Origin of the sequence: Arthrobacter sp. SLBN-83, from assembly GCF_006715285.1 — a bacterium.
Taxonomy (GTDB): Bacteria; Actinomycetota; Actinomycetes; order Actinomycetales; family Micrococcaceae; genus Arthrobacter.
Window position 1 is genome coordinate 1,488,148 of the sequence record NZ_VFMX01000001.1, and the last position, 25,407, is coordinate 1,513,554.

Sequence of the window (25,407 nt, forward strand, 5' to 3'; positions counted from 1 at the left end):
TGCGAGGGTCAGCTTAGACAGGAAGCCGCTTGTTGTAGTTCAGGGTGAGGACGGATGCGCCCATGATCACCGCGGAACCCACGAAGTACAGCAGCGCCCAGGTGTAGGAGCCGGTGGCACCCACGATCAGGCCGACGACGATGGGGGTGACGAAGCCGGAGATGTTGCCGCTGAGGTTCATTGCTCCGCCCAGGACGCCGGCGTTGGTGCGGCCGCCCAGGATGGAAGGGATGCTCCAGAACAGGCCCACCCAGCGCAGGAAGAACAGGACAACGGAGAGCAGGACCACTGCGGTGGTGGCGTCAGGGACCACGGTCACGCCCACCAGGCCCGCCACGACGATGGCGCTGGAGATGCCGAGGAGGGTGCGCATGACCAGGTTGGCGGAGGCGCCGGACGCGCGCCACTTGTCGGCGATGGTGCCGCCGATGATCTCGCCGACGAACCCTGCGCCGAAGATCACCAGCGTGGACCACCCGATGGTCTTCAGGTCGAAGCCCTTGGCCTGCGCAAGGTACAGCGGGCCCCAGGTCAGCAGGCCGTAGAACACGCCGTTGAAGCCGAGCCAGCCCAGGCACATGGCCCAGAAGGAGCGGAACTTGAGGTAGGGGATCAGCCCGCGCTTGCCTTTGCTGCCGTCCATGGCTGCTTCGGCATCCTCGGCAGCGTGCGACGCTTCGATGTAGGAGGCCTCGGCGTCGTTGACGCCGCGGTGCTGGCGGGGGTTGTCCCGGACGTACCACCAGACGGCCAGGCCCATGAGGACGGTGGCGGCACCGGCGATGACGAAGGACCAGCGCCAGCTGCCCGTGGAGGCGATGAGGCCGGCAATGATGATGCCGCCAAGCCCGGCGCCCAGGGGTGCACCGGCGTCCAGGATGGTGGCACCGCGGCCGCGTTCGGACTTGTGCATCCAAATGGCGTTGAGCTTGCCGCCGGCGGGCATCACGCCGGCCTCCGTCACGCCGATGCCGAGCCGCGCGATGAACATGCTGAGGAAGCCGCCTGCCATGCCGGAGGCCGCCGTGGCAGCACCCCAGCCTATGCAGGAAGCGGTCATCACCTTGCGGGGACCGAATTTGTCGATCAGCCAGCCCACGGGCACCTGCATCAGGGCGTAGGTCCAGAAGAACGCGGACAGCAGCAGGCCCACCAGTTCGGGGGCCAGGTTGAATTCCTTTTGGATGATGGGCAGCGCGACGGAGATGGAACCGCGGTCAATGTAGTTGACGGAGACCAGGACCAGGAGCAGCAAAAAGAGCTTCCACCGGACGGCGGTGCGCCGTTGCGTGCCGTCCTTTGCGGGTTCGTCGGCGGTGCCGGGGGTGGCCTCGGGGGATGTGGCCGTTGTTTCGGTGTTTGGGATGGACACAGCTTCTCCTTCACGGGGAAGTTTACGGATGGGGGGATGCGAACGGTGCGGTACGTGCCCGTTGGGCCGTTGCCAATGGGGAGTGTCCGCCGGACGATCCGGAGCGCCGGGCGGAAGCTTTGCATTTTTGGGATCCCAATTTGGGATCCCAAATCAAAGGTAGGAGTGACTCCCGCCACTGTCAAGGATTTTTCGGGCACAGGCGCCGGGGCCGGCTTCCCAACCGATTGTGACCGGCGCCCGCCGGGTACGGGGGAACCATGAACACACCAGTGCTGGAGCGGGCTAAGAAGAACTGGAACAAGCTGGGCGCCGGACTGTACGCAGGGGTCCTGAGCATCGTTGTCCTCGCCGTCAGTGGCGCGGTGGGGCTCCTGTTCCACCTGCCCTGGCTGTTTCCCAGCCTCGGCCCCACCGTGATGTTGTTCTTCGAATCGCCCGAGCAAAAAGCCTCAAGGCCCGTCAACACCCTGGTGGGGCATGGCGTCGGGCTGTTGGCCGGCGTCCTGTGCCTATATGCCCTGGGCCTGCAGGACCAGCCGTCCGCCACGGTGGGCGGACTGACCCCGCTGCACGTCCTCAGCGGCGTGCTGTCCGTGGGGCTCACCACCCTGGTGCTGACCTGGCTGGGCCTGCCGCACCCGCCCGCCGGGGCAACCACCCTGATCGTCAGCCTCGGCATCCTGTCCAGTCCGGTCCAGCTGGCGTCCATGGCCGGGGCCATCATCCTGATCACCGTGGTGGGGTGGGGGCTCAACGTCCTGTTGGGAACGCGGCCGGCCGATAAGAAGTAATTTCGGCCAGTTCGGCGAGCCGGTGGGCCCGCGCTGATTCCGCCGGGGTGAACGGCTCACCCGGCCGGGAAAAGGTGATGGGCCCGTGCCATGCCGTGGGGATCTTAAGGCGCGTCCCGTCGTCGGGCCCTTTGCCGCCGGCGTCCGACGGCGGCAGGATCCTTGCGTGCAGCAGCTCGGCCACCGCCAGGGGCAGTTCGTCCGGGGCGGCGGCGATGCGCGCCGCGAGGCTCAGCGCCTTGGTCTGTCCGTCCGCCATGGCCAGCGCGGTGGTGGGCCAAACGTGGGAACTTCCGACGCCGCCGTCGTGCAGTGCCTCCAAAAGCTCCCGCTCGCCCACGTGGCCCGGGACCGAGAGGACGAACTCGTCCAGGACGCCGCCAGGCACCGGATGGACGTGGATGCTGAGGATATTGCTGTCCAGACGCGCCAGCGCCCGCGTGATCCGTTGCAGTGACCCGGGTTGGTCCCGCAGCATGGTCCGCGCCCGCCACAGCGATGGGGCTGCCGCCAGCTGCCGGCGGCGCCTCAAGGCAGGAGCATGCAGCCAGCGGAGCAGGAGCCGGGCGGCTGACGGCTCGGCCACCCAGATCACCAGGACCGTCGCGGTGAGCGTCAGCGCAAGCACCTTGGCCACATAAGGAAGGTGGGTTTCCACCACCAGGGCATGGACCAACAGCTCGATGGGAAGCATCACTGCCACGTTCGCCAGGGTGAGCCGGGCCTTGGGCGGTTCCGGCATCTGACCACAGACCTCGCAGCGCAGTTCTTTAGCGGTCGGGTGGGACGAAGGGTGCTTCATGGCTCAAGCATTGCCCCGCGTTGTTTCCCCTGCGTTGCCTTCCGATTCCATTCAGGGGAACGCGGCGGGCGCTGCATGGGGTCCCGGCCGTAGGATTTATCAGGAACGTCAGCGTGGCCGCCCGTCCAGAATCCACCCCAGGAAGGCGCTGCCCGTGAAGATGTTTGCCGAGATGTTCACCATCGGCCCCGGCAATAAAGACCACCACCCGGCGCTGCGGTGTGCCGTGGGCGTCTTCGTTCCCCTCATCACGCTGGTGCTGCTGGGCCGGCTGGACCTGGCAATCTTCGCGTCCTTCGGCGCCTTCACCGGAATCTACGGCCGCGGCGAACCGCATGCCGTCCGCTTCGTGCTGCAGCTGCGGGCCGGGCTGCTGATGCTGCTGGTGATCTTCCTGGCGGCGCTCGCGGCCCGCATGGGTCCTGCCTGGGGCCTGGATGCCGCCACCCACACCTGGCTTTTGGTCCTGGCCACCACGCTGGTGGCAGGCGCCTGTTCCGTCGCCATCTCCTGGCTGCGGCTGCGCCCGGCGGGGTCGCTCTTCCACATCTTCGCGTTCGCCGCCATTGCGTCCATTCCCAACCAGCCGCCCCTCTGGCAGGGCATGCTGGTGGCTGTCCTCACCACGGTGTTCGCGCTGCTTGTCGGCTTCTCGTCCCGGATCCTTCCTTCCCACCGCACCCCGTGGACCAGGCCTCCGCGGATCCGGCGCACCCCCGCGGAGAAGCGCACGGCCTGGCTTGAAGGGTTCGGCTACCTGGTGGCCGCGGGGCTTGCCGGCACGCTGGCCACCTGGGCCGGGTCCAGCCTGGGTTTCGGGCACAACTACTGGGCCATGGTGGCTGCGGTCGTTCCCCTGGTGGGCCACACCACCCGGCACCGCGTACGCCGCGGCATTCAAAGAATCATTGGCACCGTCCTGGGCCTGCTGGTCCTGGCGGCGATCCTGCTGGTGGGCCTGCAGCCCTGGCAGACCGTGCTCGTCATGGCGCTATGCCAGTTCGGCGCCGAGATGTTCATCCTCCGCCAGTACCTCCTGGCCCAGGTGTTCGTCACCCCACTGGCACTGATCTCCACACTCCTGGTGGTTCCCGCCTCGCCTGTTTTCCTGTTGCGTGACCGCATCGTGGAGACGGTCATTGGGGCCGCCGTCGGCATAGCAGTGGTGCTGGCTCCCGCCGTATGGCGCCGTCTGCGGCGGAGGCAGGGCCGGGTAACGACGGCGGCCTGACCGCCTTCAGCGTTCGGCCCGCCCCGGAGCACCTGGGGCGGGCCGGACGGCGGCCGGTTATGGGCGTTCCGCGGTTGACTCTTCCCGGACTGCCCGGATGGTGTGGGGAACTGCCACGAGTGCCACCACGGCAATGGCGGCAGCAGCCGCAAAAACGTAGAAGCCCCAGGGGTAGGCGATGTTGGCAGCCACCAGCGTTCCCGTCACTGCAGGGCCCATGATCGCGCCCAGACGGCCCACGCCGGCGGCGAACCCCAGTGCTGTTGCGCGGAGGGCTGCCGGGAACAGTTGGCTGACCCATGCGTAGACCAGCACCTGTGCGCTGAACACGAAAACGCCCGTGACAAAGACTGCCAGGTTGAGCAGCAGTTCACTTTGGATCTTGACGCTCAGGACCGCCAGGAAGACCGCGGAGAGCCCGAACCACAGCAGTACCACCTTCTTGGTGCCGTGCTTGTCGGCCAGGATGCCTGCGATGACCAGGCCCACCACGGCGCCCACATTCAGGACCAGCAGGAGGACCAGGCCGGTGCTGACCGTGTATCCGGCGCCGGCCATCAGCTGCGGGAGCCAGGTGTTCAGGCCGTAGACCAGGAGCAGGCCCATGAACGAAGCGGCCGCGATGGCCAGCGCCACCAGGGGGTAGGGCTTGCGTGCCAGGTCCCGGAAGCTGGCGCGGGCTGCGGCCGGTTCCCTTGCTTCTGTCGTTGAGGCGGCCGCTGAGGGCAGGGTTTCAGGGAGCTTGAACCACAGGAAGGGTGCCAGGGCGATGCCCGCCAGGCCGCCCACGATGAACATCATCCGCCAGTCCGGGATCAGCATCAGGGCAAGGAAGGACGTGGCCACAGCGCCCGCGTGGTAGCCGGTCATGGTCCGGGTAGTCGACTTTCCGGCCGTGCCCGCGGGAGCGTAGTCGTTCATGTAGGCCAGGGCGGCCGGGAGGCAGGCGCCAAGACCCAGCCCGGCAAGGAGTCGGAAGACGCAGAACACCGCGACGTTGGGTGCGAACACCACGGCGATGGTGAAGATCGAAAACCACAGGACGCAGGCCACCAGGAGGCGGCGGCGGCCAAAGCGGTCGGACAGCGGGGCGATGAACAGGGCGCCGGCGCCAACGCCGACAAGCGAGATGGTGGCGGCCCACGTGGCGCCCACCGCGTCGAAGCCAAGTTCGTGGGTCTTGATCAGCGTGGGGATGACGGTGCCCAGGACCACCAGGTCAAAGCCGTCAAGGACCATCGCGAGCCAGCAAAGCCAGACCGGCCACTTGGAGCGGTGTTGAGTTGGCGCAAATGACATAGAAATACCTCGGTGTATCTTCCAGGAGTTTGAGCGGCGGGCTGCTTTGCCGTGGTGGTTTTGGGCAGCATCGCCCACATCCCCAGTGAGGTTTGTATCACCAGGGGGTGTAATCTGGGACATGTTTTCCCATTCAACGGAAGCGAGTGATTGCCCTGGCCAACTCGAAATCCGGCGACTCCGTGGTGGACCGGATCGTGCGGCTGATTTCCGCTTTCCCCCAGGACGTCGGCGCCCTGCAGTTGAGCGACCTCGCCCAGCGCGCCGGCCTGCCGCTCACCACCACGCACCGCCTGGTGGGCCAGCTTGCCGCCCACGGGCTGCTGGAGGCAGCGCCGGGCGGCATGGTCCGGCCCGGGGTCCGGTTGTGGGAGCTGGTGAACCGGACTTCCCCCACGCTCGCCCTGCGCCAGGCCGCCATGCCGTTCATGGAGGACATCCAGCAGGTCCTGCACCAGAACGTGAACCTGGCCGTGCTGGACGGCTGGGAGGCGCTGTTCGTGGAGCGGCTGTCAAGGCGCGGATCGGTGGCCAACCGCGCCCAGGTGGCAGGAAGGATGCCGGTGCACATCTCGTCCGCGGGGCTGGCGCTGATGGCCCACCAGGACAAGATGATGCAGGAGGAATACCTCGATGGGTTTACCGACCCGGAGGGAAAAGTCACCGCGGACTCGGTCCGCGCGCTCCTGGCCGAGACGTCCCGCCAGGGCTTCGCCCAACTCAAGGGCGTAGTGGATCCGGACACCTGGGGCATAGCCGTCCCGGTCCTGAACCGCAGGCAGCGCGCTGTGGCGTCGCTCGGCGTCGTGGTTCCCCTCCGTGAGATGCGCCTGCAGGCGCTGGTGCCGGCACTGCAGACAGCCGCCCGCGGCATTGCCCGGCAGATGGCGGACGCCTGATCCGTTGAACGGAATGGGTGTAACGGGTGTCACCACCTTCGGCCCACACTGGTTGGCAGACGAACCGATCCGGTGCCGCGCAGGCGGGGCCCGCAATGAAGCGAGGACAGATCATGGCACGAAAAATCATCACCACGCAGGTGGCCATCATGGGCGGCGGTCCCGCCGGACTCATGCTCTCCCACCTGCTGGCGAAGGCAGGCGTCGACTCCACGGTGATCGAGATCCGCAGCCACGAGCAGATAGCCCGCACCGTGCGGGCCGGCATCCTGGAGCATGGCACCGTCAACCTGTTGGTGGACAGCGGCGTCTCGGACCGGGTGCTGCGCGACGGCGACCGGCACGACGGGATTGAGCTGCGCTTCAATGGTGAGAGCCACCGCATCGACTTCAAGGACCTGGTGGGGGAGTCCGTGTGGCTGTACCCGCAAACCGATGTCTTCCTGGACCTCGCCGCCCGCCGGAAGGACGACGGCGGCGACGTCCGCTACAGCGTCACCGACACCTCCGTGCACGACCTCGAAGGCAAGCCGAAGGTGTGGTTCACGGACGCGGACGGGGCTGAGTACGAGATCCAGGCCGATTTCCTGGTCGGTGCGGACGGCTCCCGCAGCCACTGCAGGTTCCAGATCCCCGAAGCCCACCGCAAGTGGTATTTCCACGAATACCCCTTCGCCTGGTTTGGCATCCTGGCCGAGGCGCCGCGCAGCTCGGATGAGCTGATCTACGCCAACTCGGCCAACGGTTTCGCCCTGATCAGCCAGCGGACCGAGAGCGTGCAGCGGATGTACTTCCAGTGCGACCCCAAGGAAAACGTGGCCGACTGGGATGATGACCGGATTTGGGCCGAATTCCGCAGCCGCGTCAACGGCAACGGCTTCGAGCTCAGGGAAGGCCCGGTCCTGGAGAAGATGGTGCTGCCGTTCCGCAGCTTCGTCCACACGCCCATGCGCCACGGCAACCTGTTCCTGGCCGGCGACGCAGCCCACACGGTTCCGCCCACCGGTGCCAAGGGCCTCAACCTGGCCATCAATGACGTCAAGGTCCTTTTCGAGGGCCTGGACAGCCACTACAACTCCGGCTCGGATGCACTTCTGGACACCTACAGTGACCGCGCCCTGGACCGGGTGTGGAAGGCGCAGCAGTTCTCCTACTGGATGACCACCATGCTGCACACCCCCGCGGACGCCGATGACTTCTCCCGCGCCCGACAGCTCGGGGAACTGAACTCCGTGGTCTCCTCCCGCAACGGCAGGGCCTACCTCGCCGAGGCGTACACGGGCTGGCCCACTGCCGCTTCCTAAACCAGGGGAATTACGACGGCGGGCTGCCAGTCGGTCTTATGGCGCCAGCAGCCGCCGGACTGCCGAAGCGATCGCGGCAGCGTCCGGAGCATCGTCCCGCCGGACGGTCAGCAGGTGCAGCAGCACGCCGTCGCCGTAGTCCGCCACGTCCCGGGCCTTGGCCCCGGCATCAGGTACTTCCAGTGCGGCCAGGGCCTGCTCCAGCCCGCCCACCAGCCGGAAGTGGCCGGCGGTCACCGATTCGGGCTTGTCCAGGGAGAGGGCCAGCCGGGCGCGGGTCAGGCCCGCGTGCCGCCCGGCAAGCACCAGTATCAGCGAGGCCAACTGGTTTGCCAGTTCCCCAATGCTGCGCGGCGGGCCGGCCGCACCCTGCTCTGCCAGGAGCGCTGCGTCCAACTCCAGCAGCCGCTCCAGCACTGCCGCCACCAGGGTGGCGCGGCTCCGGTAGTAGTTCGAGGTGGTTCCCTCGGCGACTTCTGCTGCGGCGTCAACAGCCCGGTGGGTGAGGCCCTTCATTCCCCTGTCCGCCACTACGGCCAAGGCGGCGTCAAGCAGTTGGGTGCGGCGGTCCGGCATGCGTTCAGTGTAGTGGGACGCCTTCCCATTCACTACAAAAGTAGTAAAATCTGATTCATGGAAACGATCACGATCGTTGGCGGTGGTATCGCCGGGCTCGCCCTCGCGGCGGCGTTGGACCCCAGCCGCTTCCAGGTAACCGTCTACGAGAAACGCCCCGGGCTGCCCACTGTGGGCAATGCGCTGGGCATGTGGCCAAATGCCCAGCGGGCACTGGCGCGGCTTGGAATCCTTGAGGAGGCGCGGGCGGTCAGCCCGGTGCTGGGCAGCGGCTCGGTCCGCAACGGCCAGGGGGAACCCTGGGTCACTGTCGACGCGGGCGGGATGTTCGGCATTTCCCGGATTGACCTGATCCGGCTGCTGGATGAAGCAGTGCCCGCAACCGTCCGACGGGTCACTGAGACTGTACAGGCGGTGCCCGCAGACGGCAGCCTGGTGGTGGGCGCCGACGGTGTCCACAGCATGGTCCGACGTGCGGCCTGGGGCGGGGCCACCGATGCCCGCCTCACCCCTTACCTTGCTCTTCGCGGCACCCTCCCCACTCCGGTTGGGCCGGATGAGGTGGGCGAGTACTGGGGCCGCGGCGACCTGTTCGGGATGGCCGCTGCCCGGGGAGGCTCCTTTTGGTACGCGAGCTACCGGTCGGACCTCGGCCCTTACGGAATAGACCCAGCGTCGGCCCTCGAGCAGGCACGGGCACGCTTCGCCAACCATGCCCCCGCCATCCGCCGTGCCCTGGCCGCGGCCACACCGGAGGAATGCCTGGTCCAGCGCCTGTGGACGGTGCCTCGCCTGGGCTCCTACGTCAGCGGCAGGAGGGTGCTCATTGGGGATGCCGCCCACGCCATGATGCCAACCCTGGGCCGCGGGGCCTGCGAGTCGCTGGTGGACGCGGTCACGCTGGCTGACTTCCTCAACACCCTTCCCGAGGACCAGGCGCTGCGGGCCTACAACAGGCAGCGGCGGCTGCGCACCCGTGCCGTGAGCGTGGCCTCGTCAGCGCTCGGACGGATTGCGCTCGCCGACCGTGCCCAGCCGCTGCGGGACCGCGTGCTCAGCCTTGCCCGACGGCGGAACGCAACGGCCGCCGTCGGCAGCACTGCCGGAGGCTGATCAGCGGACGGCAGCCGCGGGACGCGTGGCGTCATCCTCACCCGGCGCCTGCGCGTCCTGGGGTCCAGGACCGGGAGCCTGCGAAGCGGAAGGCAGTGCGGGCAGACGCTTCCTTGTCCCGCGCCGGCCGGACCTGCCATACACCAGGTACATCGTCACACCCGTAATGACCATGAGGAGCACCGTGTAAACGAAGGTATTGGCAATTCCCTCAGTTCCCTCGGCCCCGTCAGTGTTGGCCTTGATCACCAGGCCCAGCGGCTGGACCAGCGGATGGGCAAGGAAGATGGCAGTGTCATAGTCGTCCAGCAGGCTGTTGAAATTCAGTGCGGTGATGGCGGCCGCGGCCGGCAGCACCAGCGGCAGGAGGATCCGCCGGAAGACGTAAAGTGTCTTGGCGCCCATGATGGCTGCAGCCTCTTCCAGCGAGGAGTTCATGGAGGCAAAGGACGCTTTGAGCATCCGGAGCGTGAACGGGATCTTCACCGTGACAAACGCGATAAGCAGGATCACGGTGGTTCCGGTCAGGACGGCACCTCCCACCAGCGGACTGGGATGGTCGTAACTGACGATTAAGCCGAGGGCCAGCAGCGCGGAGGGCAGGATCCAAGGGATGTGCAGCAGGTACTCAAAGGCCGAGGCCACCCAGTTCCTGTATTTCTGCAGCAGCCGGGCCACGAAAAGGAGTCCGCCGACGGCGATAACGGCTGCCAGGGCGCTGTACACCACGCTCACGATGAACGGCCGGATCCCTGACTCCTGGGTGAGGACGCGAACGTAGTTCTCCATTGTCAGGTTGGCGAGCGAAAGCTGTCCGGTCTGGATGGCCGCCCCGTCGGCAAAGGAATAAAGCACGATCAACACGACCGGAAGCGTGTAGATGGCGAAGAGTAGATACGCCACAGCATGCACGGCCAGGTTGGCTGCGGGGTTTCGGATTTCCTGCTTTTGCAGTTCCGAGGACACCTTTGACACGGAAAAGTAGGTGCCGCCCCTCTCCAGGCGGGACATCACGGCGAGCATCAGGATGGTGGCCACGCCGAGGATTACGGCCAGCAGCGCGGCCAGGTCGCGCGAGGTGGGGCTGTTGGTAAACGTCAGGATCATCGGTGTGATGGTCTGGAAATCCCGGCCACCCAGCACCTGGGGTGCGCTCAATGCACCCAGGCCGGTAAGGAACGACAGGATGGTGACGGCGAACAGTGTGGGTTTGAGCATGGGCAGGACAATTCGCCGCAGGATGGTCCACGTGGAGGCGCCAAGATTACGTGCGGCCTCGATGGTCTGGTAGTCGATGCCTTTGAGCGCATTCGCCACGAACAGCATGTGGTTGGTGGTGGTGGCAAAGGTCATCACCACCAGGACGGCGAAGAACCCTGAGAACCAGCCCGGGTCCATGCCGGGAACCATCTTGACCAGCAGCGAGGTGACAATGCCCTTCTCGCCGTAGATGAATTTGTAGCCCGCCGCCAGCACGATGCCGCCGTAGATGAAGGTGGAGGCATAGCCCAGGAAGAGGATCCTGGAGCCGCGGATGCGGAAGTAGTGCGTGACCAGGACGATAAAGACCCCCACCACATTGACGGTGACGGAGAGTGCGACGGCCAGGAGAAAGCTGTTGCCAAGGGCCTTCATTGCGCGCTGCGAGGAGAACAGCTTCTCGGCCGCCCGGCCCGAAAAGCTCCCGTCCGGAAAGAAAGTGGCGATCAGGATGTTGACGTTGGGCCAGACAAGGAAAGCGGCAATGAACCACGTGAGGACCACTCCGACCACCAGGACGAAGGGGGAGCGAACCATGTGGCGCACCGTGGTGTTGGCACTCATGGCAGGGCGACCGCCTGGTCCCGGGTCAAGGCAACGCCCGTGTCCGGGTGGTACTGGAGGATGTGTTCCGGCCGGACATAGACCGTTGTACCCGTACCGGCGTCAGGGTGGGTAGCGCCGTCCTCCCTGACCAGGAGGCGGATGTCAGCCCCGTGGCTGCGGACAACGTACCGGCTGTGGAGGCCGTGGTACGTGCGCGAGACCACGGTGGCGGACAGTCCGACGGCATCGCCTCCGGCCACAGGCTGGTCCAGTGAGGCTTTTTCCACCCGCAGGTACGACTTGGCGTCGGTGCTGAGCCCGGCTCCGGAGAGCCGATTAACCTCTGCCACAAACTCCGGTGTCAGGGCCGAGCTGTCGCCAATGAAGTTGCAGACGAACTCGGTGGCGGCATGGTCGTAGATGTCCTGCGGCGTCCCGACCTGCTCAATGACGCCTTTGTTGAACACGGCCACGCGGTCACTCATGGCGAGTGCCTCGTCCTGGTCATGGGTGACGTACACGGTGGTGATGCCAAACTCGCTTTGCAGGTCTTTTAGCTGCTGGCGCAACTGGTGCCTCAGCTTGGCGTCAAGGTTGGACAGCGGCTCGTCCAGCAGCAGGATCTTCGGCCGCAGCACCAGGGCACGCGCAACGGCCACCCGCTGCTGCTGGCCCCCGGAAAGTTCTGCCACATTTTTCGCCAGTTGCTCGTCGCTGAGCTCCACCCGCCGCGCAATATCCCGGACGAGGCGGTCGCTGTCAGCTGCTTTTTCCTTCCGGACCCGGAGCCCGAAAGCGATGTTCTCCCACACGCTCATGCTGGGGAAAAGGGCATAGTTCTGGAACACCATACCCACCTGCCGCTTATCGCTGGGAAGGCGGGTGACGTCCTTTCCGTCCACACGAATGGTGCCCTTGGCCGGCTGGATAAAGCCGGCCAAGGTGCGCAGTGCCGTGGTCTTCCCGCAACCGGAGGGCCCCAGCAGGGTGAAGAATTCGCCCGGTCGGACATGCAGGTCCAGGCGTGGAATGGCGGTGAAATCGCCAAAGGTAACTTCGATGTTCTCCAAGCGGATCATGGCAAACCTGTCTGGTGTGGTGCGGGAACGGCGGGCGGAGGTCGGGCTAGGTCATGTATTCAAGCTCGATCTTCTCCACCCAGGCGCCCATGTTCTTCTGCACGAAGTTCCAGTCGATGTCCTGCTGCTTAAGGTCCGCAAAGAAGTTCACCACCTCCGGATTGGCCTTTGCCTGGGCGCCCTTGTTGACGGGCATGGAGTTGAACTGCTGGGCGAACTCACCTTGGACATCGGCGCTGCCGAACCAGTCGATGAATTTCTGCGCCTGCTCCTTCTTCTTGGTCCCCTTCACGAGGGCTATTTGCTCCACTGCAAGGGGGACGCCAACGGAGGGGACGACGGTGTCGACGTTCACCTTGAAGGACTTCTCGCGCTCAGCAATGATGGAGGACGGCATCTGGCCCATGTCCACTTCGCCGGACGCGATGCGGGCAAACAGGTCGGTTTTCGCTACGGCCGGGCTTCCGTTCTTGAAGTACTGTTCAACCTGCTTCCAGCCTTCGTCGGAGATCCCCAAATCCCCGGACTCATCGCGGTAGCGCGACAGGATACCGGCGAAGACAAGCTGTGCCGTGGCGGTGCCCATGCCGGTGACCCGTTCGTAGCGGCTCTTGAATTCGTCCTTTGTCCAAAGGTCCGTCCAGTCCTTTGGTGCCGCATCTTTGCTGATCTTGTCTGAGTTGTAGCCCAGGAGGATGGCCTGCTTCACCAGGGGCCAGTACGTCTCCCCGTCGCCCAGGCCCTTGTCCACGTCACCAGCCCATTTGGGTTGGTAGGCCTCCAGCGCTCCCTCGTTCTTGACCTGCGAAAAGTACATGTTGTTCAGGCCGAAGGCGACGTCCGCGATGGGATTGTTCTTCTCGGCAATGAGCTTGTTGGTGGCATCAGCGCCGCCGGCACCCACAATCTCGATCTTGAAGCCGGCATCGGCGGCCTTCTTGGTAAGCCAATCGCCGCGGCCTTCGCCGTTGGAGTTGGTGTAAACAACAAGGGTGTCTGCTGACGCACCTGCCGCTGAACCGGAGGCTTCCCCGGACGAGGCCGGCGGGGACGAGGTGCCACCGCATCCGGCGAGAAGGGTGGCGGCGACGGCGGCGGCAACCAAGGTCTGCAATTTACGCACGATCAGGACTCATTTCTGGACTGGAATCGGAGCATGTCCGCACAGCCTATAGCGGGGCATGACGAAAACCGGGCTGTTATAGCTATCGATTCGATAAACAGCCCGGCTGCTCACTTTGGACCAGTCGGGGAAACGGAGGACGCCCTGGGCGTGAACCGGGGGCGAACGTTAGTGCTGGCCCTCCGGGTCCCCGCTAGGCCATCGCTGTCTGGGCTGCGCTGTGGGCGTTGATGGTTTTGGCGTAGCAGTGCGAGTGTTCCATCCCGATATAGGGGCCGAAGTTGGGGATGGGTTCAAATCCCGAGTTCTGGTAAAAGCTGCGGCCGTCAGGCTGGGCTGAACCGGCCTCCGCCTTGATCCGGGTAATGCCCTGGTTGAATGCCTGCGCCTCGAGCGCCGCCAGGATCGAACTGGCCACGCCGGAGCCGCGCGTGTACGGCAGTACGTAGAGGCGCTTGATCTCGGCCGTTGATCCATCCAGGATCCGCAGTCCGCCGCAGCCGACCGGTTGGCCGGAACCCTTGTCATACGCCACCAGGAACACCGCGCAGTCGGCGCCCGACGGCGGCGGGCCGGGTTCGTGGTCCGGCCGGCCAAAGCGGGCGTCCAGTTCGGCCTGTTGGGCGCGGCGCAGGTCCGCGCCTACGGGGTTGGACCAGGAAACCTGCCGGATGTTCAGCCGGGGGTTGGTCTGCATAGCTGCCTCGATTCACCGGAGGGGTATGCCTGACAAGGCTAGGCGGGGGCGGTTACGCGGGCGTTTCCTGCTGGTTAGGGCTTGGCTAACGGCTGTGGGAGGCGGCACATCAAGTTACTTGGCAGACTAGTTATCAGTTGGTCTAAAATGATCCCATGGTTTCTACGGGCAACGAGGGATCCGGCTACTGGTACGGACCCGACGGGCAGCTGGACTACAGTGCAGCGGTGTTGAAGTCGCTCCGGGACTACCGGGCGGCTGAAACGGAAATCCGCCGCAACACCAGGGACTCAATGGGTATGGGCGAAACGGACATCCTTGCCCTGCGGTACCTGCTGAGGGTCCAGGCGTCGGGCAAGCAGGTTGTTCCGAAGGACCTCAGCCAGTTCCTCAATATTACTAGCGCTTCCACCACCTCGCTTATCGACAGGCTGGTGGCCAGTGGCCACGTTCGACGCGAGCCGCATCCCTCCGACCGCCGCTCCGTGGTGGTTGTACCAACGGTCGAATCCGATAAAGAGGTGCGCGAAACCCTTGGTGCCATGCACCGGCGGATGATGTCCGTAGCGGAAAGCCTCACCGCGGACGAGGCACGCATCGTGGTCGATTTCCTCCAGCGCATGACCCAGTCACTCCAGGTGCATGAAAATGAGGAACTAAAAGTTCACTAGGCTGACTAGCTAGTTGACCTAGTTATATGTATGCTTACGAATGTTCCTGATGTTGCTTTCCCAACGGAGTCGTGAGTGTCTTGGTTACCTTCACCGAAGTTTCACCGCCTGATCCCCGCCTGGGCGCTGAAATCCCGGATACCCGCACTGACCTGCCGGAGACCTTCACGGACCTGACACGGCCTACCCTGGACGGCACCACTGCGCCGCAGGGCGGATGTGCAGTCCACTGCGGAACTCCAATGCAGCTCGTGACGCCCGCCGTCGGCTTGGAAGCAGCGACCTACACCTTTGGGCCCGCCGATGCCGTCGGTACTGAGCTTCCGCCTGTCTGGCGTTGCGGCTGCGGGTTCCAGCTCGATGCCTGGTCCACTGATCCCCGGTGGGGGCATGCACCGCTGGTTTCCCTCGCATGAGCCTCCTGGAAACAGCAGTTGCTGCGCCGCGCCCGGCCCAAGCGAAGGGCACCGTTGCCGGGCGTTGGCAGCTTCGGGAACGCCTGGGCCGTGGGTCTGCTGCCGAAGTTTTTCGGGCGGTGGACCTGGAGGGCGGTCCCGACGTAGCGGTGAAGATCGCTGCCGCCAACGGCCGGAAGCAGCACCAGCGCATACAAAACGAAGCGGGGGTCCTGGCCGGACTCAACCACCCCTCGATTGTGCGGCTCATTGCGCAGGGCGTCATGCCCGGCGGCGGTACCCACGCAGGGCGTCCTTTCCTGGTGGAGGAGCTGGCGCTGGGAACGAGCCTCGCCGACACCATCCGGTTGCAGAGCCCACGCCCAGCTGAGGTTGCACGCTGGGCGCGCGGCCTTTTCGAGGCGCTCGCTCACCTTCACGCCTGCGGCCTGGTGCACCGTGACATCAAGCCTGCAAACCTGATGCTGAGCGGACTGCGGAGAAGTCCCGTCCGGATCATTGATTTTGGTATTGCAGCTATGGCCGGGGCGGCCCCCGAGCCCGGAATTTCCTCCGGAACCGTCCATTACATGAGCCCGGAGCAGGCTGCCGGCGGGGCAGCGGAGCCAGCGTGGGACGTGTACGCCATGGGGCTGGTCCTGCTGGAACTCCTCACCGGCACCAAGGCGTTTCCCGGTACGGCCGTCGAATCCCTCGTGGCCCGCACCTTGCGCTCGCCCGGGATCCCGGATTCCCTGGGCGACTGGGCTGTCCTGCTGCGTTCCCTGACGGCGATGGATCCCGGGGAACGTCCGACGGCGGCAGTCGCCGCGGCGATGGCGGCCCGGCTGATGACGGAGGTTCCGTCGCCCGGCCAAGGCATCCAGCGCAGCCTGCAGAGCCAAGGGAGCCAGCGCGGCCAGCGTGGCCAAACGGGTGCCGGGACGTGCCCGGCGACGCGGGCATCCTCCCTCCGGCGCCACCGGCAGCGGGCCTAGGGAGCCGCTACGTCCCGTCCGGTTGGATCTCCGGCCGTTGGGTCTGCCAGGGCAAGGCCACCCACGGGGCTGCCGTCCCAATGGATCAGGGTCCAACCGGCAGCCGGGTCTCCCTCCAGCGCGACGATCCCGGTGTTGGCCAGGACATGGCGTGCTGCGAACTCGTGGTCAGCGCCATCTGCCCGGAGTCCTGCCCAAGTGCGGATGGCGGCACCATGGCTGACAATGGCAACCGTGCCGTGCTGCTGCCGTTCAGCCCGTTCCACCACTTGGGCGATGGCGGCGTCGAACCGCTCGAAAAAGGCGTGGCCGTCGGGCCCTGCGGTCATGCGGCGGTCCAGGTCACCGGCAGCCCAGGAGATCACCGTCCCCATGTAGCGCTTGTGGGCCTCGTGGTCCGTCAGCTTCTCCAGTGAGCCGGCCTCGATTTCGTGCAGCCCGTCCAGGACCTCGATATCGAGGGTGTGCAGCCGGGCAAGAGGGGCGGCGGTGATTTGGGTCCTGACCAGGGTGGAGGCGTAGAGCGCCCCAATGCGTTCGTTGGCCAGTGCCCGCGCCATGGCTTCCGCCTGGCGTTCGCCCAGTTCGGTCAGGCCGGGCCCCGGGTGGTCGGTATCCAGTTGGCCCAGCACGTTGCCGGGGGTTTCGCCATGGCGGATCAGGAGCAGCTTCATGTTCCCAGTTTCCCACCCCGGGCGGCTGTAACCGTGCGGCGGCAGCGGCGTTACCCTGCCGGATGCAAGGAAGGCGCCGGGCCTCCTCGAAGCCCGGCGCCGCCGTCGTACGTTCCTGCCCTGTCTGCGGGCCTACTTCAGGTGGTCCACCAGCTGGTCCGCGATGCCCGTGTACTTGCCGGGTGTGAGGGCCAGGAGGCGTGCCTCAGCCTCAGGGGAGAGGCCCAGGCCCTGCACGAACTCCTGCATGCGGGCCGCGTCCACGCGATGACCGCGGGTGAGGTCCTTGAGGCGCTCGTAGGGGTTCTCCATGCCTTCGACGCCGGCGATCGCCTCGGCGCGCATGACCATCTGGATGGCCTCGCCCAGGACCTCCCAGTTGGTGTCCAGGTCGGCGGCGAGGACGTCCCCGGCCACGTCCAGGCGGTCAAGGCCCTTGGCCACGTTGGAGATGGCCAGCAGGGAATGGCCAAACGCCACACCGATGTTGCGCTGGCTGGAGGAGTCGGTGAGGTCGCGCTGCCAGCGGGAGGTCACCAGGGTGGCAGCCAGGGTGTCCAGCAGGCCGTTGGAGATTTCCAGGTTGGCCTCGGCGTTTTCGAAGCGGATGGGGTTGACCTTGTGCGGCATGGTGGACGAACCCGTTGCGCCGGCGACCGGGATCTGGGCGAAGTAGCCGATGGAGATGTAGCTCCAGATGTCCGTGCAGACGTTGTGGAGGATCCGGTTGAAGCGCGCGACGTCGGCGTACAGCTCTGCCTGCCAGTCGTGGCTCTCGATCTGCGTGGTCAGCGGGTTCCAGGTGAGGCCGAGTCCCTCGACGAACGACTTGGACACCTGCTGCCAGTCGGCGCCGGGAACGGAGGCAACATGGGCTGCGTAGGTGCCGGTGGCGCCGTTGATCTTGCCCAGGTATTCGGTCTTGGCGATCCGGTTCAGCTGCCGGGTCAGGCGGTGCGCAATAACGGCCAGTTCCTTGCCCAAAGTGGTGGGCGTGGCGGGCTGGCCATGGGTGCGGGACAGCATGGGCACGGCGCGGTTGTCTTCAGCCATCCTGCTGATCTGTGCCACCAGGGCACGGGCCGCGGGCATCCACACGTCCTCCACAGCACCCTTGACGCCGAGAGCGTAGGAGAGGTTGTTGATGTCCTCGGATGTGCAGCCGAAGTGGACCATGGCGGTCAGGTTTTCGATGCCGATCGCGGGGAGGCGGCGGCCAATGTAGTACTCCACGGCCTTCACATCGTGGACGGTGACGGCCTCGATTTCGGCCAGCTCTGCCACGGATGCGGCGTCGAACTCCGTGACGATGGCGCGGAGTTGGCTCTGCTGTTCCGCACTCAGCGGACCCGCGCCGGGAAGGACGTTGTTGCTGGTCAGATGGATGAGCCATTCCACTTCGACGGCCACACGGTCGCGGTTCAGTGCAGCCTCGGACAGGTAGTCAACCAAGGGCGCGACGGCGGACTGGTAGCGGCCGTCCAGGGGGCCAAGCGCGATCTTTTCCGATGACGCGGCGAGGGCCAGGCGTCCTGAGGGCGTGCGGGTATCAGCTGTGGCGGCAGTTTCAGGCATGTGCTGATTCTTTCACGAAGTGCGGTGCCGCCTTAAGCGCGTCTCCCACGTTACTTGTCCACATAGCCGACGGCGGCGCTTACCCGGGCAGGGAAGCGTCCCTAGCGTTGGCAGCGGCAGGGTTGGGGCGGATCGGCCGGCCGGGGAAACCGCGACGGGAAGCAACTTGGGGAACGAATCGATGGACGGGATATGGGGCGGCGGGCTGGACGTCAGCCTGGAAGTGCAGGAGGTGGGCAGGAAGGTGGCGCAGTGCTCGGATAGTGCCGAAGGGGTGCTGGCGGGATTCCATGACATCCAGCTGCTGGACTGGCAGTCACCTGCCGGACAGGCCTACCGGGATTCTGTCGCCTTGCAGGCGGTGGCCGTACGGCGGGCACTGGACCGGATTCAGGAAGCTTCTGCCGCGGTGGCAGCACATGCCCGCGCGGCATTGACCTCCGAATGTTCGCCCGACGGCCGGTTCTAATGGCTGACGCAACGCCCTCCGGACCGGGAGGACCCATCCGGGTTTCGCCGCCGCCTCCGGACGGCAACCTCACAGTCTCCGGCGGGGTGGGCGGCATTACCGTCCAGCTGGAGGAGTTGGAGTTGGGGGCCGGAAAGCTCGATCGGCTCGCCGATCGGCTCGCAGCCATCGAGTCCGGGCTTTCCGCCGTCTGGCAGGAGCTCGGTGCCCACCAGAACCGCCCGCGCAGTACGGGAACTGCCGCTCTCATTGCCGTTTGGGAGGCTAAGGATGCCATCCAGAAAGTGCGCCTGGAACTGCAGCGGATCAGCGGCCAGGTCCGCAGTTGCAGGCGCGAGTATGAGATGGCCGAATCCGCTGCCCACCTGAAGTGGCGGCTGGGTCTGTCGGATCCGGACGTGGAGCTACAGAAGCACGTGGACTTCTGGCGCACGGGATTCCTCAACGGGGATGCCACTGAAATGCTGGTGGCAGATGCCGTCATCCTCCTTCCCGCGATCAAGCCCGGGGTAGAAGAGAACATCCCTTCCCTGCGCACGGGCCCGGTAAAGCCCACGCAGGAAGAAACCATCCCCATCGATCTCGATGCGAGCCCCGCCGGGCTGCTTGAGCGGGTCCGGATGATTGAGGCACGCGGCAGCGGCTACATCGAAGTCATTGAGGTGGATGCCGGAGGCAGGAAAGCCTACGTTGTGGTGGTTCCCGGGACCCAGGTCAACGAATCCGACGGGGGAACCAATCCTTTTGACCTCGGCGGCATCGTAGACGGCATGGGTGCCCGCTCGGAACGCATCAATGCCGCTGTCATTCAGTCGCTGCGGGCGGCCGGTGCCGAACCCGGCGCGGAGGTGGTCGCGGTGGGGTACAGCCAGGGCGGCATCCACGCCATGAATTTGGCGGCTGACGAGGCCTTCCTGAAGGAGTACCGACTCAAATACGTCCTGACCGCCGGGTCACCCGTTTCTCGCATCATGCCTTCGCCCGATGTCAGCAGCCTTCACTTGGAGCACCGAACAGACTGGGTGCCAGGCAGCGATGGCCTGGCGAACCGCGACGCCAGGAACCAGGTCACCGTAACCATGACCAATGACCTTTATGTGCGCGGTGGAGAAGATGCCGGTTTGGGTCCCGGACACAGCCTCCCGGGCTATGAGGAGGCAGCCCGGCAGGTGGGCGCCAGCAAAGACCCTTCACTGGTCCAGTCCACGGCGGTGCTTGGGAGTGTCCTCGGTGCCGGAGGTGCTGCCACTGCCACCCGCTTTGCCTTGTCCAAGACCCCGCCGCCCTCTGTTCCCAAGGACCCCAGGGACCCCTTTTCCGGGCGGCCGCAGCCGGGTGCCCGGTAGCGGCCCTGACTGTTTCCCGGCGGGGAGTCATGAAATCTGCGCGGCGTGCAGTTCAGCATAGGGATTTGAGCGCGGGTTTTCGGGTTTCGGGGGAGGTTCCGGAGCGGCCGGCGGGGCCGGCTGCGGGGCCGGAGCGGGGACAGCGGAAGGGCACCGGTAGTTGTAGTCGAGGTCGTTTTCCGTGAACTGCGTTGTGGTCACAGTTCCGCCCGGCGTCAGAGGGGGAGCCTCGCAATACTCCTCTGCCGACTCTGCGGAGTAGGCGCCCGCCAGCCAGTTCTGGAGTTTGTCGAGGTTGCTGCCGGGACGGACGTCGCCCACAATCTCGTTGAACTGATAGCCGGTCGAATAAATCCCTACTTCTGCTCCGGCGCCCTGCAGGTAGGCCGTCATGCCTTCCAGTTCGGCGGCATTTACCGCCTTGTCCCACAGCCAGCTGTTTCCGAATTCAACATCGAGCCACCACATGCGGTGTGCCACGGTGTGCCCGGCTTCCTGCAGGATGTCGGCCGCGTTGACGGCCATGCCGTAGCCGTGCACGTAAGCGCAGGCCGGGGATGCAGTGCCATCACAAAGACCGTAGGGGTTGCTGACAGCAGCGCCCCGATAGGTGTTCTCTGCAGGCCACCACAATGTTTCCACAGGACCTGTGGCGGCCGTGTTCACATACACGGCCGCCGGCGTCCCTCCTGCCGAGGCCGCGCTTTGATCCGCCCAGGCCAGCTGGTCGGACAAACACGGGTTGGCAGTATCCGGCCGGCCGCCGTTCACGCCCACGATCGCGAAGGCAGGGGGTGCAGGAAGATCCGCGCCGCATTGGGGCCAGGAGATGTCGTTGCCCAGACCCGCGGGACTGGGTACCGGCCCTGTTTCAGCGTCCGCATAAGCAGGGCCGGCCTGCCACGCGAAAAGCAGGCAGGCGGCGAGCAGGATTCTTATGGGCTTCATCTTTGGCCCCCGTGTTCAGGAACTGATAGCGACGGGCCTTACTGGGGCCCGGTTCGCAGCCTAAAAGGCGGGCCTCATGGGGGTCATGGGTGGCCGGTACTGGACTTTTGGGAACCGTCACCGGGAAAGGCACCTGTTAGGTACCTGGTTCCGCGGGGATTCCTACTTGGGCGGGTGAGTCCTGCCTGGTTGGGGGCAGGTCCGGCTTGTGGTCCCGCGGAACGTCAGCGGCGGCCGCCCGGCAACAGTCCTGCCACCAGCGAGACCAGGGAGATGATGATCGCAGCCAGCACCGCAGTCCAGAAAAAAGAATCGAAGGTGAGGTGCACCGGGGTGTAGCTGCTGATCCAGGAGGTCAAGTACAGCATCGCTGCATTGATCACTATCGCGAACAGGCCGAGCGTCAGGATGGTGATGGGAAGCGCAAGGAGACTTACCAGAGGCCGCACGAGGGCGTTGACCACGCCGAAAATGAGGCCGATAAAGAGATAAGCCACCACAATCCCGATGGTCCCGGTGTCCTGCGAAATGCCGGTCCTGGCCACAGCATCAGATGCCGCAGTACTGGAGATTTCCATACCGGGCAGGACCCAGCTGGCCACCCAAAGAGCAGCGGCATTAACGACGACCCGTAGGATGAAGGAACCCATGGCACCATGCTTCCATACCGTCCTTCCGGGCGGCTGGGACCACCCTAAATTTCTGCCGTTCGCTCCCCGGAACCCTTGAGGGCCTCGAAGTAGGCTAGAGGCCATGACTTCATCTGAAACCAGGGCGGGCGGAATCGCGCCGCGCCCGGTGCTGGACCGGCTGCCCCGCTATGCCGCAGGAAAGCCGCCGGCCGCGGTCAGCGGACTGGCCAGCTACAAGCTGTCCTCCAATGAAAACCCCCTGCCGCCGATTCCGGCGGTGCTGGACGCCATTGCCAACCAGGGAGACGTCAACCGCTACCCGGATCCCCTGAGCAGCAGGCTCCGTGCCGCGCTCGCAGACTTCCTTGACGTGCCTGCCGAGGACATCGTGACCGGAGCGGGAAGCCTGGGCGCGCTTAACCAGATCCTGGCGGCCTTTGCCGGCCAGAACGACGACGGCAAGGCGGACGAGGTCATTTATGCCTGGCGCTCCTTTGAGGCATACCCCATCAGCGTGGGCCTGGCGGGCGCCGAGAGCGTACGGATCCCCGTAACGGCTGACGGACGGCACGACCTCGCAGCCATGGCGGCCGCCGTGAGTGCCCGCACCAAAGTGATCCTGCTTTGCACGCCCAACAACCCCACCGGCCCGGCCCTCACCGCACCTGAGACTGAGGCCTTCATCCGGTCCGTACCGGCCGACGTCGTGGTGGTCATCGATGAGGCCTACCAGGAGTTCGTCCGGGCGGAGGACGCGGTGGACGGAATCGCGCTGTACCGCAAATACCCGAATGTTGTGGTGCTCCGCACGTTCTCCAAGGCACATGGCCTGGCCGGGCTTCGCGTGGGCTACAGCGTCTCCCATCCCGAACTGACCCAGTACCTTCGGGTCTCCGCAACACCTTTTGCCGTGTCCCAGATTGCCGAAAAAGCCGCAATTGTTTCCCTTGAGAATTACCCCCAGGTTGTGGAAAGGGTACAAAAACTCGTGGATGAGCGGACGCGCGTCATGGCTGGCCTCCGGGAGCTGGGATGGGCGGTCCCCGATGCCCAGGGAAACTTCGTATGGCTCGCCCTTGGTGCCGAAAGCACGGCCTTTGCGGAGTTCGCGGGCACGCGGGCCCTCTCCGTGCGTGCGTTCGCCGGGGAAGGCGTGAGGGTCAGCATCGGGGAACCCGAGGCAAACTCACGGTTCCTCCAGTTGTGTGCCGACTATACAAAGGCGCCAGCAACTTCCTAGTGCTTAACAAGTAGCCCTCCGGCTACTTACCGCAGATAAAGTTAGGATCAGTAAGCCAATGTATATGCCGTAAAGGGAATGTATTCCTTGTAAGGCATATATCCTCACGACATCGCATTGCATCCGGATGCGGCAGGCAAGGAGACGGTATGGGCACTCATCTGCCTTCCACCGAGTTCGACGGAACAGCGGTAGACGACCAGCGGGAGGCCGATGCTGAGGCCGTCATGGGCGAGCCCCCTGCCCAGATGGTGCAGTTGCTGGGCCCTGACGGAAAGCTGGGCGCCGATCCGGTCTTCAGTGATTACGCGGACAAGCTCACCCCGGAGGACCTCCGCGGCCTCTACTCCGACATGGCCGCCATCCGCCGGTTCGACGTCGAGGCCACCGCCCTCCAGCGCCAAGGGCAGCTGGCGCTGTGGGTCCCGCTTACCGGCCAGGAGGCAGCGCAGATTGGCTCGGGCCGGGCCAGCCAGCCGCAGGACTACATCTTTCCCACCTACCGCGAACACGGTGTAGCGCTGACCCGCAACGTGGACCTGGCAGAACTCCTGCGCCAGTTCCGCGGGGTTTCCAACGGTGGCTGGAATCCCAAGGACACCAACTTCCACCTGTACACGCTGGTCCTGGCCGCGCAGACCCTGCATGCCGTCGGCTACGCCATGGGAATCCAGCGGGACCAGAAGCTCGCGGCGTCGGATCCGGCAGGCAAGCAGCCGGATGCAGCCGTCATTGCCTACTTCGGCGACGGAGCCAGTTCTGAGGGCGACGTCCACGAATCGATGGTGTTCGCCTCCTCCTACAAGGCCCCCGTGGTGTTCTTCTGCCAGAACAACCACTGGGCCATCTCCGTGCCCACCAACGTCCAGACCCGCGTGCCCCTCTCCAACCGCGCCAAGGGCTACGGTTTCCCCGGCATCCGGGTGGACGGCAATGACGTGATCGCTGTGCACGCGGTCACCGAGTGGGCGCTCGAGCACGCACGCCAGGGCAAGGGCCCGGTCCTGATTGAGGCCTTTACCTACCGGGTGGGTGCACACACCACCGCGGACGATCCCACCAAGTACCGGCACTCCGACGAAGAGGACGCCTGGCGCGCCAAGGACCCGCTGGCCCGGCTGGAAAAGTACCTGCGCGCGGAAGGCCTGGCCGACGACGCCTACTTCGCAAAGGTGAAGGCCGACGGCGACGAGCTGGCCGCGTATGTCCGCCGCACCGCCCACGATCTCGAAAACCCGGACATCCGGACGGCCTTCGCCAACGTTTACGCTGAAGCGCACCCGCTGGTGGCGGAGGAACTGGCGTGGTTCGAGGAATACAGTGCAGGATTCGCCGGCGAGGAAGAATCCGCCGGGCAGGCAGCAAAGGCAGGCCACTGATGACCACCATGACCATTGCGAAGGCCATCAATGAGGGCCTTCGCGCCACCCTGGCCGCCAACCCCAAATCCCTGTTGATGGGCGAGGACATCGGCCCCCTGGGCGGCGTCTACCGGGTCACCGACGGGCTGATCGGCGAGTTCGGCCCCGACCGCGTGGTGGACACTCCGCTGGCGGAGTCCGGCATCATCGGCACCGCCATCGGGCTGGCCCTGCGCGGCTACAGCCCGGTCTGTGAAATCCAGTTCGACGGCTTCGTCTTCCCCGGCTTCAACCAGATCACCACGCAGCTGGCCAAGATGCATGCCCGCAGCAACGGCAATCTCACCGTTCCGGTGGTCATCCGCATTCCCTACGGCGGCGGCATCGGCTCGGTGGAGCACCACTCGGAGTCCCCCGAGGCACTGTTCGCCCACACGGCGGGCCTGCGCATCATCACCCCCTCCAACCCGCACGACGCCTACTGGATGGTCCAGCAGGCCGTGCAGTGCCAGGACCCGGTGATCATCTTCGAACCCAAGCGCCGCTACTGGCTCAAGGGGGACGTGGACGTCCAGGCGCCGGGCACCGCCGAAGACCCGTTCAAGGCCCACGTGCTCCGGGAGGGGACCGACGCCACCATCGTGGCCTACGGTCCGCTGGTTCCCGTGGCCCTTGCCGCTGCCAACGCCGCTGAAGAGGACGGCCGCAGCGTTGAGGTCATCGACCTGCGCTCCATTTCGCCGATTGACTTCGACACTGTCACCGCGTCCGTGCAAAAGACCGGACGGCTGATCGTGGCGCACGAGGCACCCACGTTCGGCGGAATCGGCGGCGAAATCGCGGCCCGCATCAGCGAACGCGCCTTCCACTCGCTCGAATCCCCGGTGATCCGCGTGGGCGGATTCCACATGCCGTACCCCGTTGCCAAGGTGGAGGAAGACTACCTTCCGGACATCGACCGCATCCTGGAGGCGCTGGACCGCGCCCTCTCCTACTGAGGACA

The 25,407-nt window shown here is 65.5% G+C and carries 25 protein-coding genes; 13 read left to right on the forward strand and 12 right to left on the reverse strand.

Features of this window, described 5'->3' with window-relative positions; all coding sequences use genetic code 11:
• Positions 1-13: 13 nt before the first annotated feature.
• Positions 14-1,372 carry an MFS transporter gene (locus FBY30_RS06825; protein ID WP_142132188.1) on the reverse strand — a complete coding sequence of 453 codons (1,359 nt, stop codon included), beginning with the start codon at positions 1,370-1,372 and terminating at the stop codon, positions 14-16.
• Positions 1,373-1,632: 260 nt separating this feature from the next.
• Here FBY30_RS06825 and FBY30_RS06830 point away from each other — a divergent pair, with 260 nt between their 5' ends.
• A complete protein-coding gene (locus tag FBY30_RS06830) occupies positions 1,633-2,166 on the forward strand; it encodes an HPP family protein (RefSeq protein ID WP_142132189.1) in 534 nt (177 codons plus the stop codon).
• Here the strand turns inward: FBY30_RS06830 and FBY30_RS06835 are convergent.
• The gene (locus tag FBY30_RS06835) at positions 2,126-2,968 is read right to left on the reverse strand and encodes an ACT domain-containing protein (RefSeq protein ID WP_142132190.1); all 843 of its coding nucleotides are present in this window, start codon (positions 2,966-2,968) and stop codon (positions 2,126-2,128) included. The genes FBY30_RS06830 and FBY30_RS06835 overlap by 41 nt on opposite strands.
• Positions 2,969-3,122: 154 nt before the next feature.
• On the opposite strand from FBY30_RS06835, the gene FBY30_RS06840 reads away from it, so the two are divergent.
• The gene (locus FBY30_RS06840; RefSeq protein WP_142132191.1) at positions 3,123-4,199 is read left to right on the forward strand and encodes an FUSC family protein; all 1,077 of its coding nucleotides are present in this window, start codon (positions 3,123-3,125) and stop codon (positions 4,197-4,199) included.
• A 57-nt stretch (positions 4,200-4,256) separates the two neighbouring features.
• Here FBY30_RS06840 and FBY30_RS06845 read toward each other — a convergent pair whose 3' ends face one another.
• On the reverse strand, positions 4,257-5,498 hold the full coding sequence (locus FBY30_RS06845) for an MFS transporter (RefSeq protein ID WP_235009364.1): 1,242 nt from the start codon (positions 5,496-5,498) through the stop codon (positions 4,257-4,259).
• A 155-nt stretch (positions 5,499-5,653) separates the two neighbouring features.
• Here FBY30_RS06845 and FBY30_RS06850 point away from each other — a divergent pair, with 155 nt between their 5' ends.
• Both FBY30_RS06850 and FBY30_RS06855 read left to right on the forward strand, forming a co-directional pair.
• Positions 5,654-6,397 carry an IclR family transcriptional regulator gene (locus tag FBY30_RS06850; protein ID WP_142134986.1) on the forward strand — a complete coding sequence of 248 codons (744 nt, stop codon included), beginning with the start codon at positions 5,654-5,656 and terminating at the stop codon, positions 6,395-6,397.
• A gap of 113 nt (positions 6,398-6,510) precedes the next feature.
• Positions 6,511-7,701, forward strand: coding sequence for a 4-hydroxybenzoate 3-monooxygenase (locus FBY30_RS06855; protein ID WP_142132192.1), 1,191 nt, complete (start codon positions 6,511-6,513; stop codon positions 7,699-7,701).
• Between the two features lie 36 nt (positions 7,702-7,737).
• On the opposite strand, the gene FBY30_RS06860 is transcribed toward FBY30_RS06855, so the two are convergent.
• A complete protein-coding gene (locus FBY30_RS06860; protein WP_142132193.1) occupies positions 7,738-8,277 on the reverse strand; it encodes a TetR/AcrR family transcriptional regulator in 540 nt (179 codons plus the stop codon).
• Positions 8,278-8,334: 57 nt separating this feature from the next.
• Here FBY30_RS06860 and FBY30_RS06865 point away from each other — a divergent pair, with 57 nt between their 5' ends.
• The gene (locus tag FBY30_RS06865; protein ID WP_142132194.1) at positions 8,335-9,390 is read left to right on the forward strand and encodes an FAD-dependent monooxygenase; all 1,056 of its coding nucleotides are present in this window, start codon (positions 8,335-8,337) and stop codon (positions 9,388-9,390) included.
• On the opposite strand, the gene FBY30_RS06870 is transcribed toward FBY30_RS06865, so the two are convergent.
• The 4 genes from FBY30_RS06870 to FBY30_RS06885 all read right to left on the reverse strand — a co-directional run bounded on the left by FBY30_RS06870 (position 9,391) and on the right by FBY30_RS06885 (position 14,095).
• Complete coding sequence (locus tag FBY30_RS06870) at positions 9,391-11,214, reverse strand: ABC transporter permease (protein ID WP_142132195.1); 1,824 nt, start codon at positions 11,212-11,214, stop codon at positions 9,391-9,393.
• A complete protein-coding gene (locus tag FBY30_RS06875) occupies positions 11,211-12,275 on the reverse strand; it encodes an ABC transporter ATP-binding protein (protein WP_142132196.1) in 1,065 nt (354 codons plus the stop codon). The genes FBY30_RS06870 and FBY30_RS06875 overlap by 4 nt, the downstream gene beginning before the upstream one ends.
• A gap of 46 nt (positions 12,276-12,321) precedes the next feature.
• Positions 12,322-13,398 (reverse strand): extracellular solute-binding protein, encoded by a 1,077-nt coding sequence (locus tag FBY30_RS06880; RefSeq protein ID WP_142132197.1) that lies wholly within the window; start codon positions 13,396-13,398, stop codon positions 12,322-12,324.
• A 193-nt stretch (positions 13,399-13,591) separates the two neighbouring features.
• Entirely contained in the window at positions 13,592-14,095 is a 504-nt protein-coding gene (locus tag FBY30_RS06885) for a GNAT family N-acetyltransferase (RefSeq protein WP_142132198.1), read from the reverse strand.
• Between the two features lie 155 nt (positions 14,096-14,250).
• Between FBY30_RS06885 and FBY30_RS06890 the strand changes: the two genes are divergently transcribed.
• The 3 genes from FBY30_RS06890 to FBY30_RS06900 all read left to right on the forward strand — a co-directional run bounded on the left by FBY30_RS06890 (position 14,251) and on the right by FBY30_RS06900 (position 16,159).
• Complete coding sequence (locus FBY30_RS06890; protein ID WP_142132199.1) at positions 14,251-14,766, forward strand: MarR family winged helix-turn-helix transcriptional regulator; 516 nt, start codon at positions 14,251-14,253, stop codon at positions 14,764-14,766.
• Positions 14,767-14,837: 71 nt separating this feature from the next.
• A complete protein-coding gene (locus tag FBY30_RS06895; RefSeq protein WP_235009365.1) occupies positions 14,838-15,182 on the forward strand; it encodes a hypothetical protein in 345 nt (114 codons plus the stop codon).
• Entirely contained in the window at positions 15,179-16,159 is a 981-nt protein-coding gene (locus FBY30_RS06900) for a serine/threonine-protein kinase (protein WP_142132200.1), read from the forward strand. The genes FBY30_RS06895 and FBY30_RS06900 overlap by 4 nt, the downstream gene beginning before the upstream one ends.
• Here the strand turns inward: FBY30_RS06900 and FBY30_RS06905 are convergent.
• A complete protein-coding gene (locus tag FBY30_RS06905) occupies positions 16,156-16,833 on the reverse strand; it encodes a histidine phosphatase family protein (RefSeq protein WP_142132201.1) in 678 nt (225 codons plus the stop codon). The genes FBY30_RS06900 and FBY30_RS06905 overlap by 4 nt on opposite strands.
• Positions 16,834-16,965: 132 nt before the next feature.
• Complete coding sequence (purB, locus tag FBY30_RS06910; RefSeq protein ID WP_142132202.1) at positions 16,966-18,408, reverse strand: adenylosuccinate lyase; 1,443 nt, start codon at positions 18,406-18,408, stop codon at positions 16,966-16,968.
• Positions 18,409-18,574: 166 nt separating this feature from the next.
• On the opposite strand from purB, the gene FBY30_RS06915 reads away from it, so the two are divergent.
• Both FBY30_RS06915 and FBY30_RS06920 read left to right on the forward strand, forming a co-directional pair.
• Positions 18,575-18,877 carry a hypothetical protein gene (locus tag FBY30_RS06915; protein WP_142132203.1) on the forward strand — a complete coding sequence of 101 codons (303 nt, stop codon included), beginning with the start codon at positions 18,575-18,577 and terminating at the stop codon, positions 18,875-18,877.
• A complete protein-coding gene (locus FBY30_RS06920; protein WP_235009366.1) occupies positions 18,877-20,223 on the forward strand; it encodes a hypothetical protein in 1,347 nt (448 codons plus the stop codon). Before FBY30_RS06915 ends, FBY30_RS06920 begins: the two co-directional genes overlap by 1 nt.
• Positions 20,224-20,250: 27 nt before the next feature.
• Here the strand turns inward: FBY30_RS06920 and FBY30_RS06925 are convergent, their stop codons facing one another.
• Both FBY30_RS06925 and FBY30_RS06930 read right to left on the reverse strand, forming a co-directional pair.
• A complete protein-coding gene (locus tag FBY30_RS06925; RefSeq protein ID WP_142132205.1) occupies positions 20,251-21,171 on the reverse strand; it encodes a hypothetical protein in 921 nt (306 codons plus the stop codon).
• 224 nt (positions 21,172-21,395) lie between these two features.
• Positions 21,396-21,821, reverse strand: coding sequence for a phage holin family protein (locus FBY30_RS06930; protein ID WP_142132206.1), 426 nt, complete (start codon positions 21,819-21,821; stop codon positions 21,396-21,398).
• Positions 21,822-21,924: 103 nt separating this feature from the next.
• On the opposite strand from FBY30_RS06930, the gene FBY30_RS06935 reads away from it, so the two are divergent.
• From FBY30_RS06935 to FBY30_RS06945, 3 genes are all read left to right on the forward strand, one after another.
• The gene (locus tag FBY30_RS06935) at positions 21,925-23,043 is read left to right on the forward strand and encodes a histidinol-phosphate transaminase (RefSeq protein ID WP_142132207.1); all 1,119 of its coding nucleotides are present in this window, start codon (positions 21,925-21,927) and stop codon (positions 23,041-23,043) included.
• Between the two features lie 149 nt (positions 23,044-23,192).
• Positions 23,193-24,422, forward strand: coding sequence for a pyruvate dehydrogenase (acetyl-transferring) E1 component subunit alpha (gene pdhA, locus FBY30_RS06940; protein ID WP_142132208.1), 1,230 nt, complete (start codon positions 23,193-23,195; stop codon positions 24,420-24,422).
• Entirely contained in the window at positions 24,422-25,402 is a 981-nt protein-coding gene (locus tag FBY30_RS06945; protein WP_142132209.1) for an alpha-ketoacid dehydrogenase subunit beta, read from the forward strand. The genes pdhA and FBY30_RS06945 overlap by 1 nt, the downstream gene beginning before the upstream one ends.
• Positions 25,403-25,407: the final 5 nt, after the last annotated feature.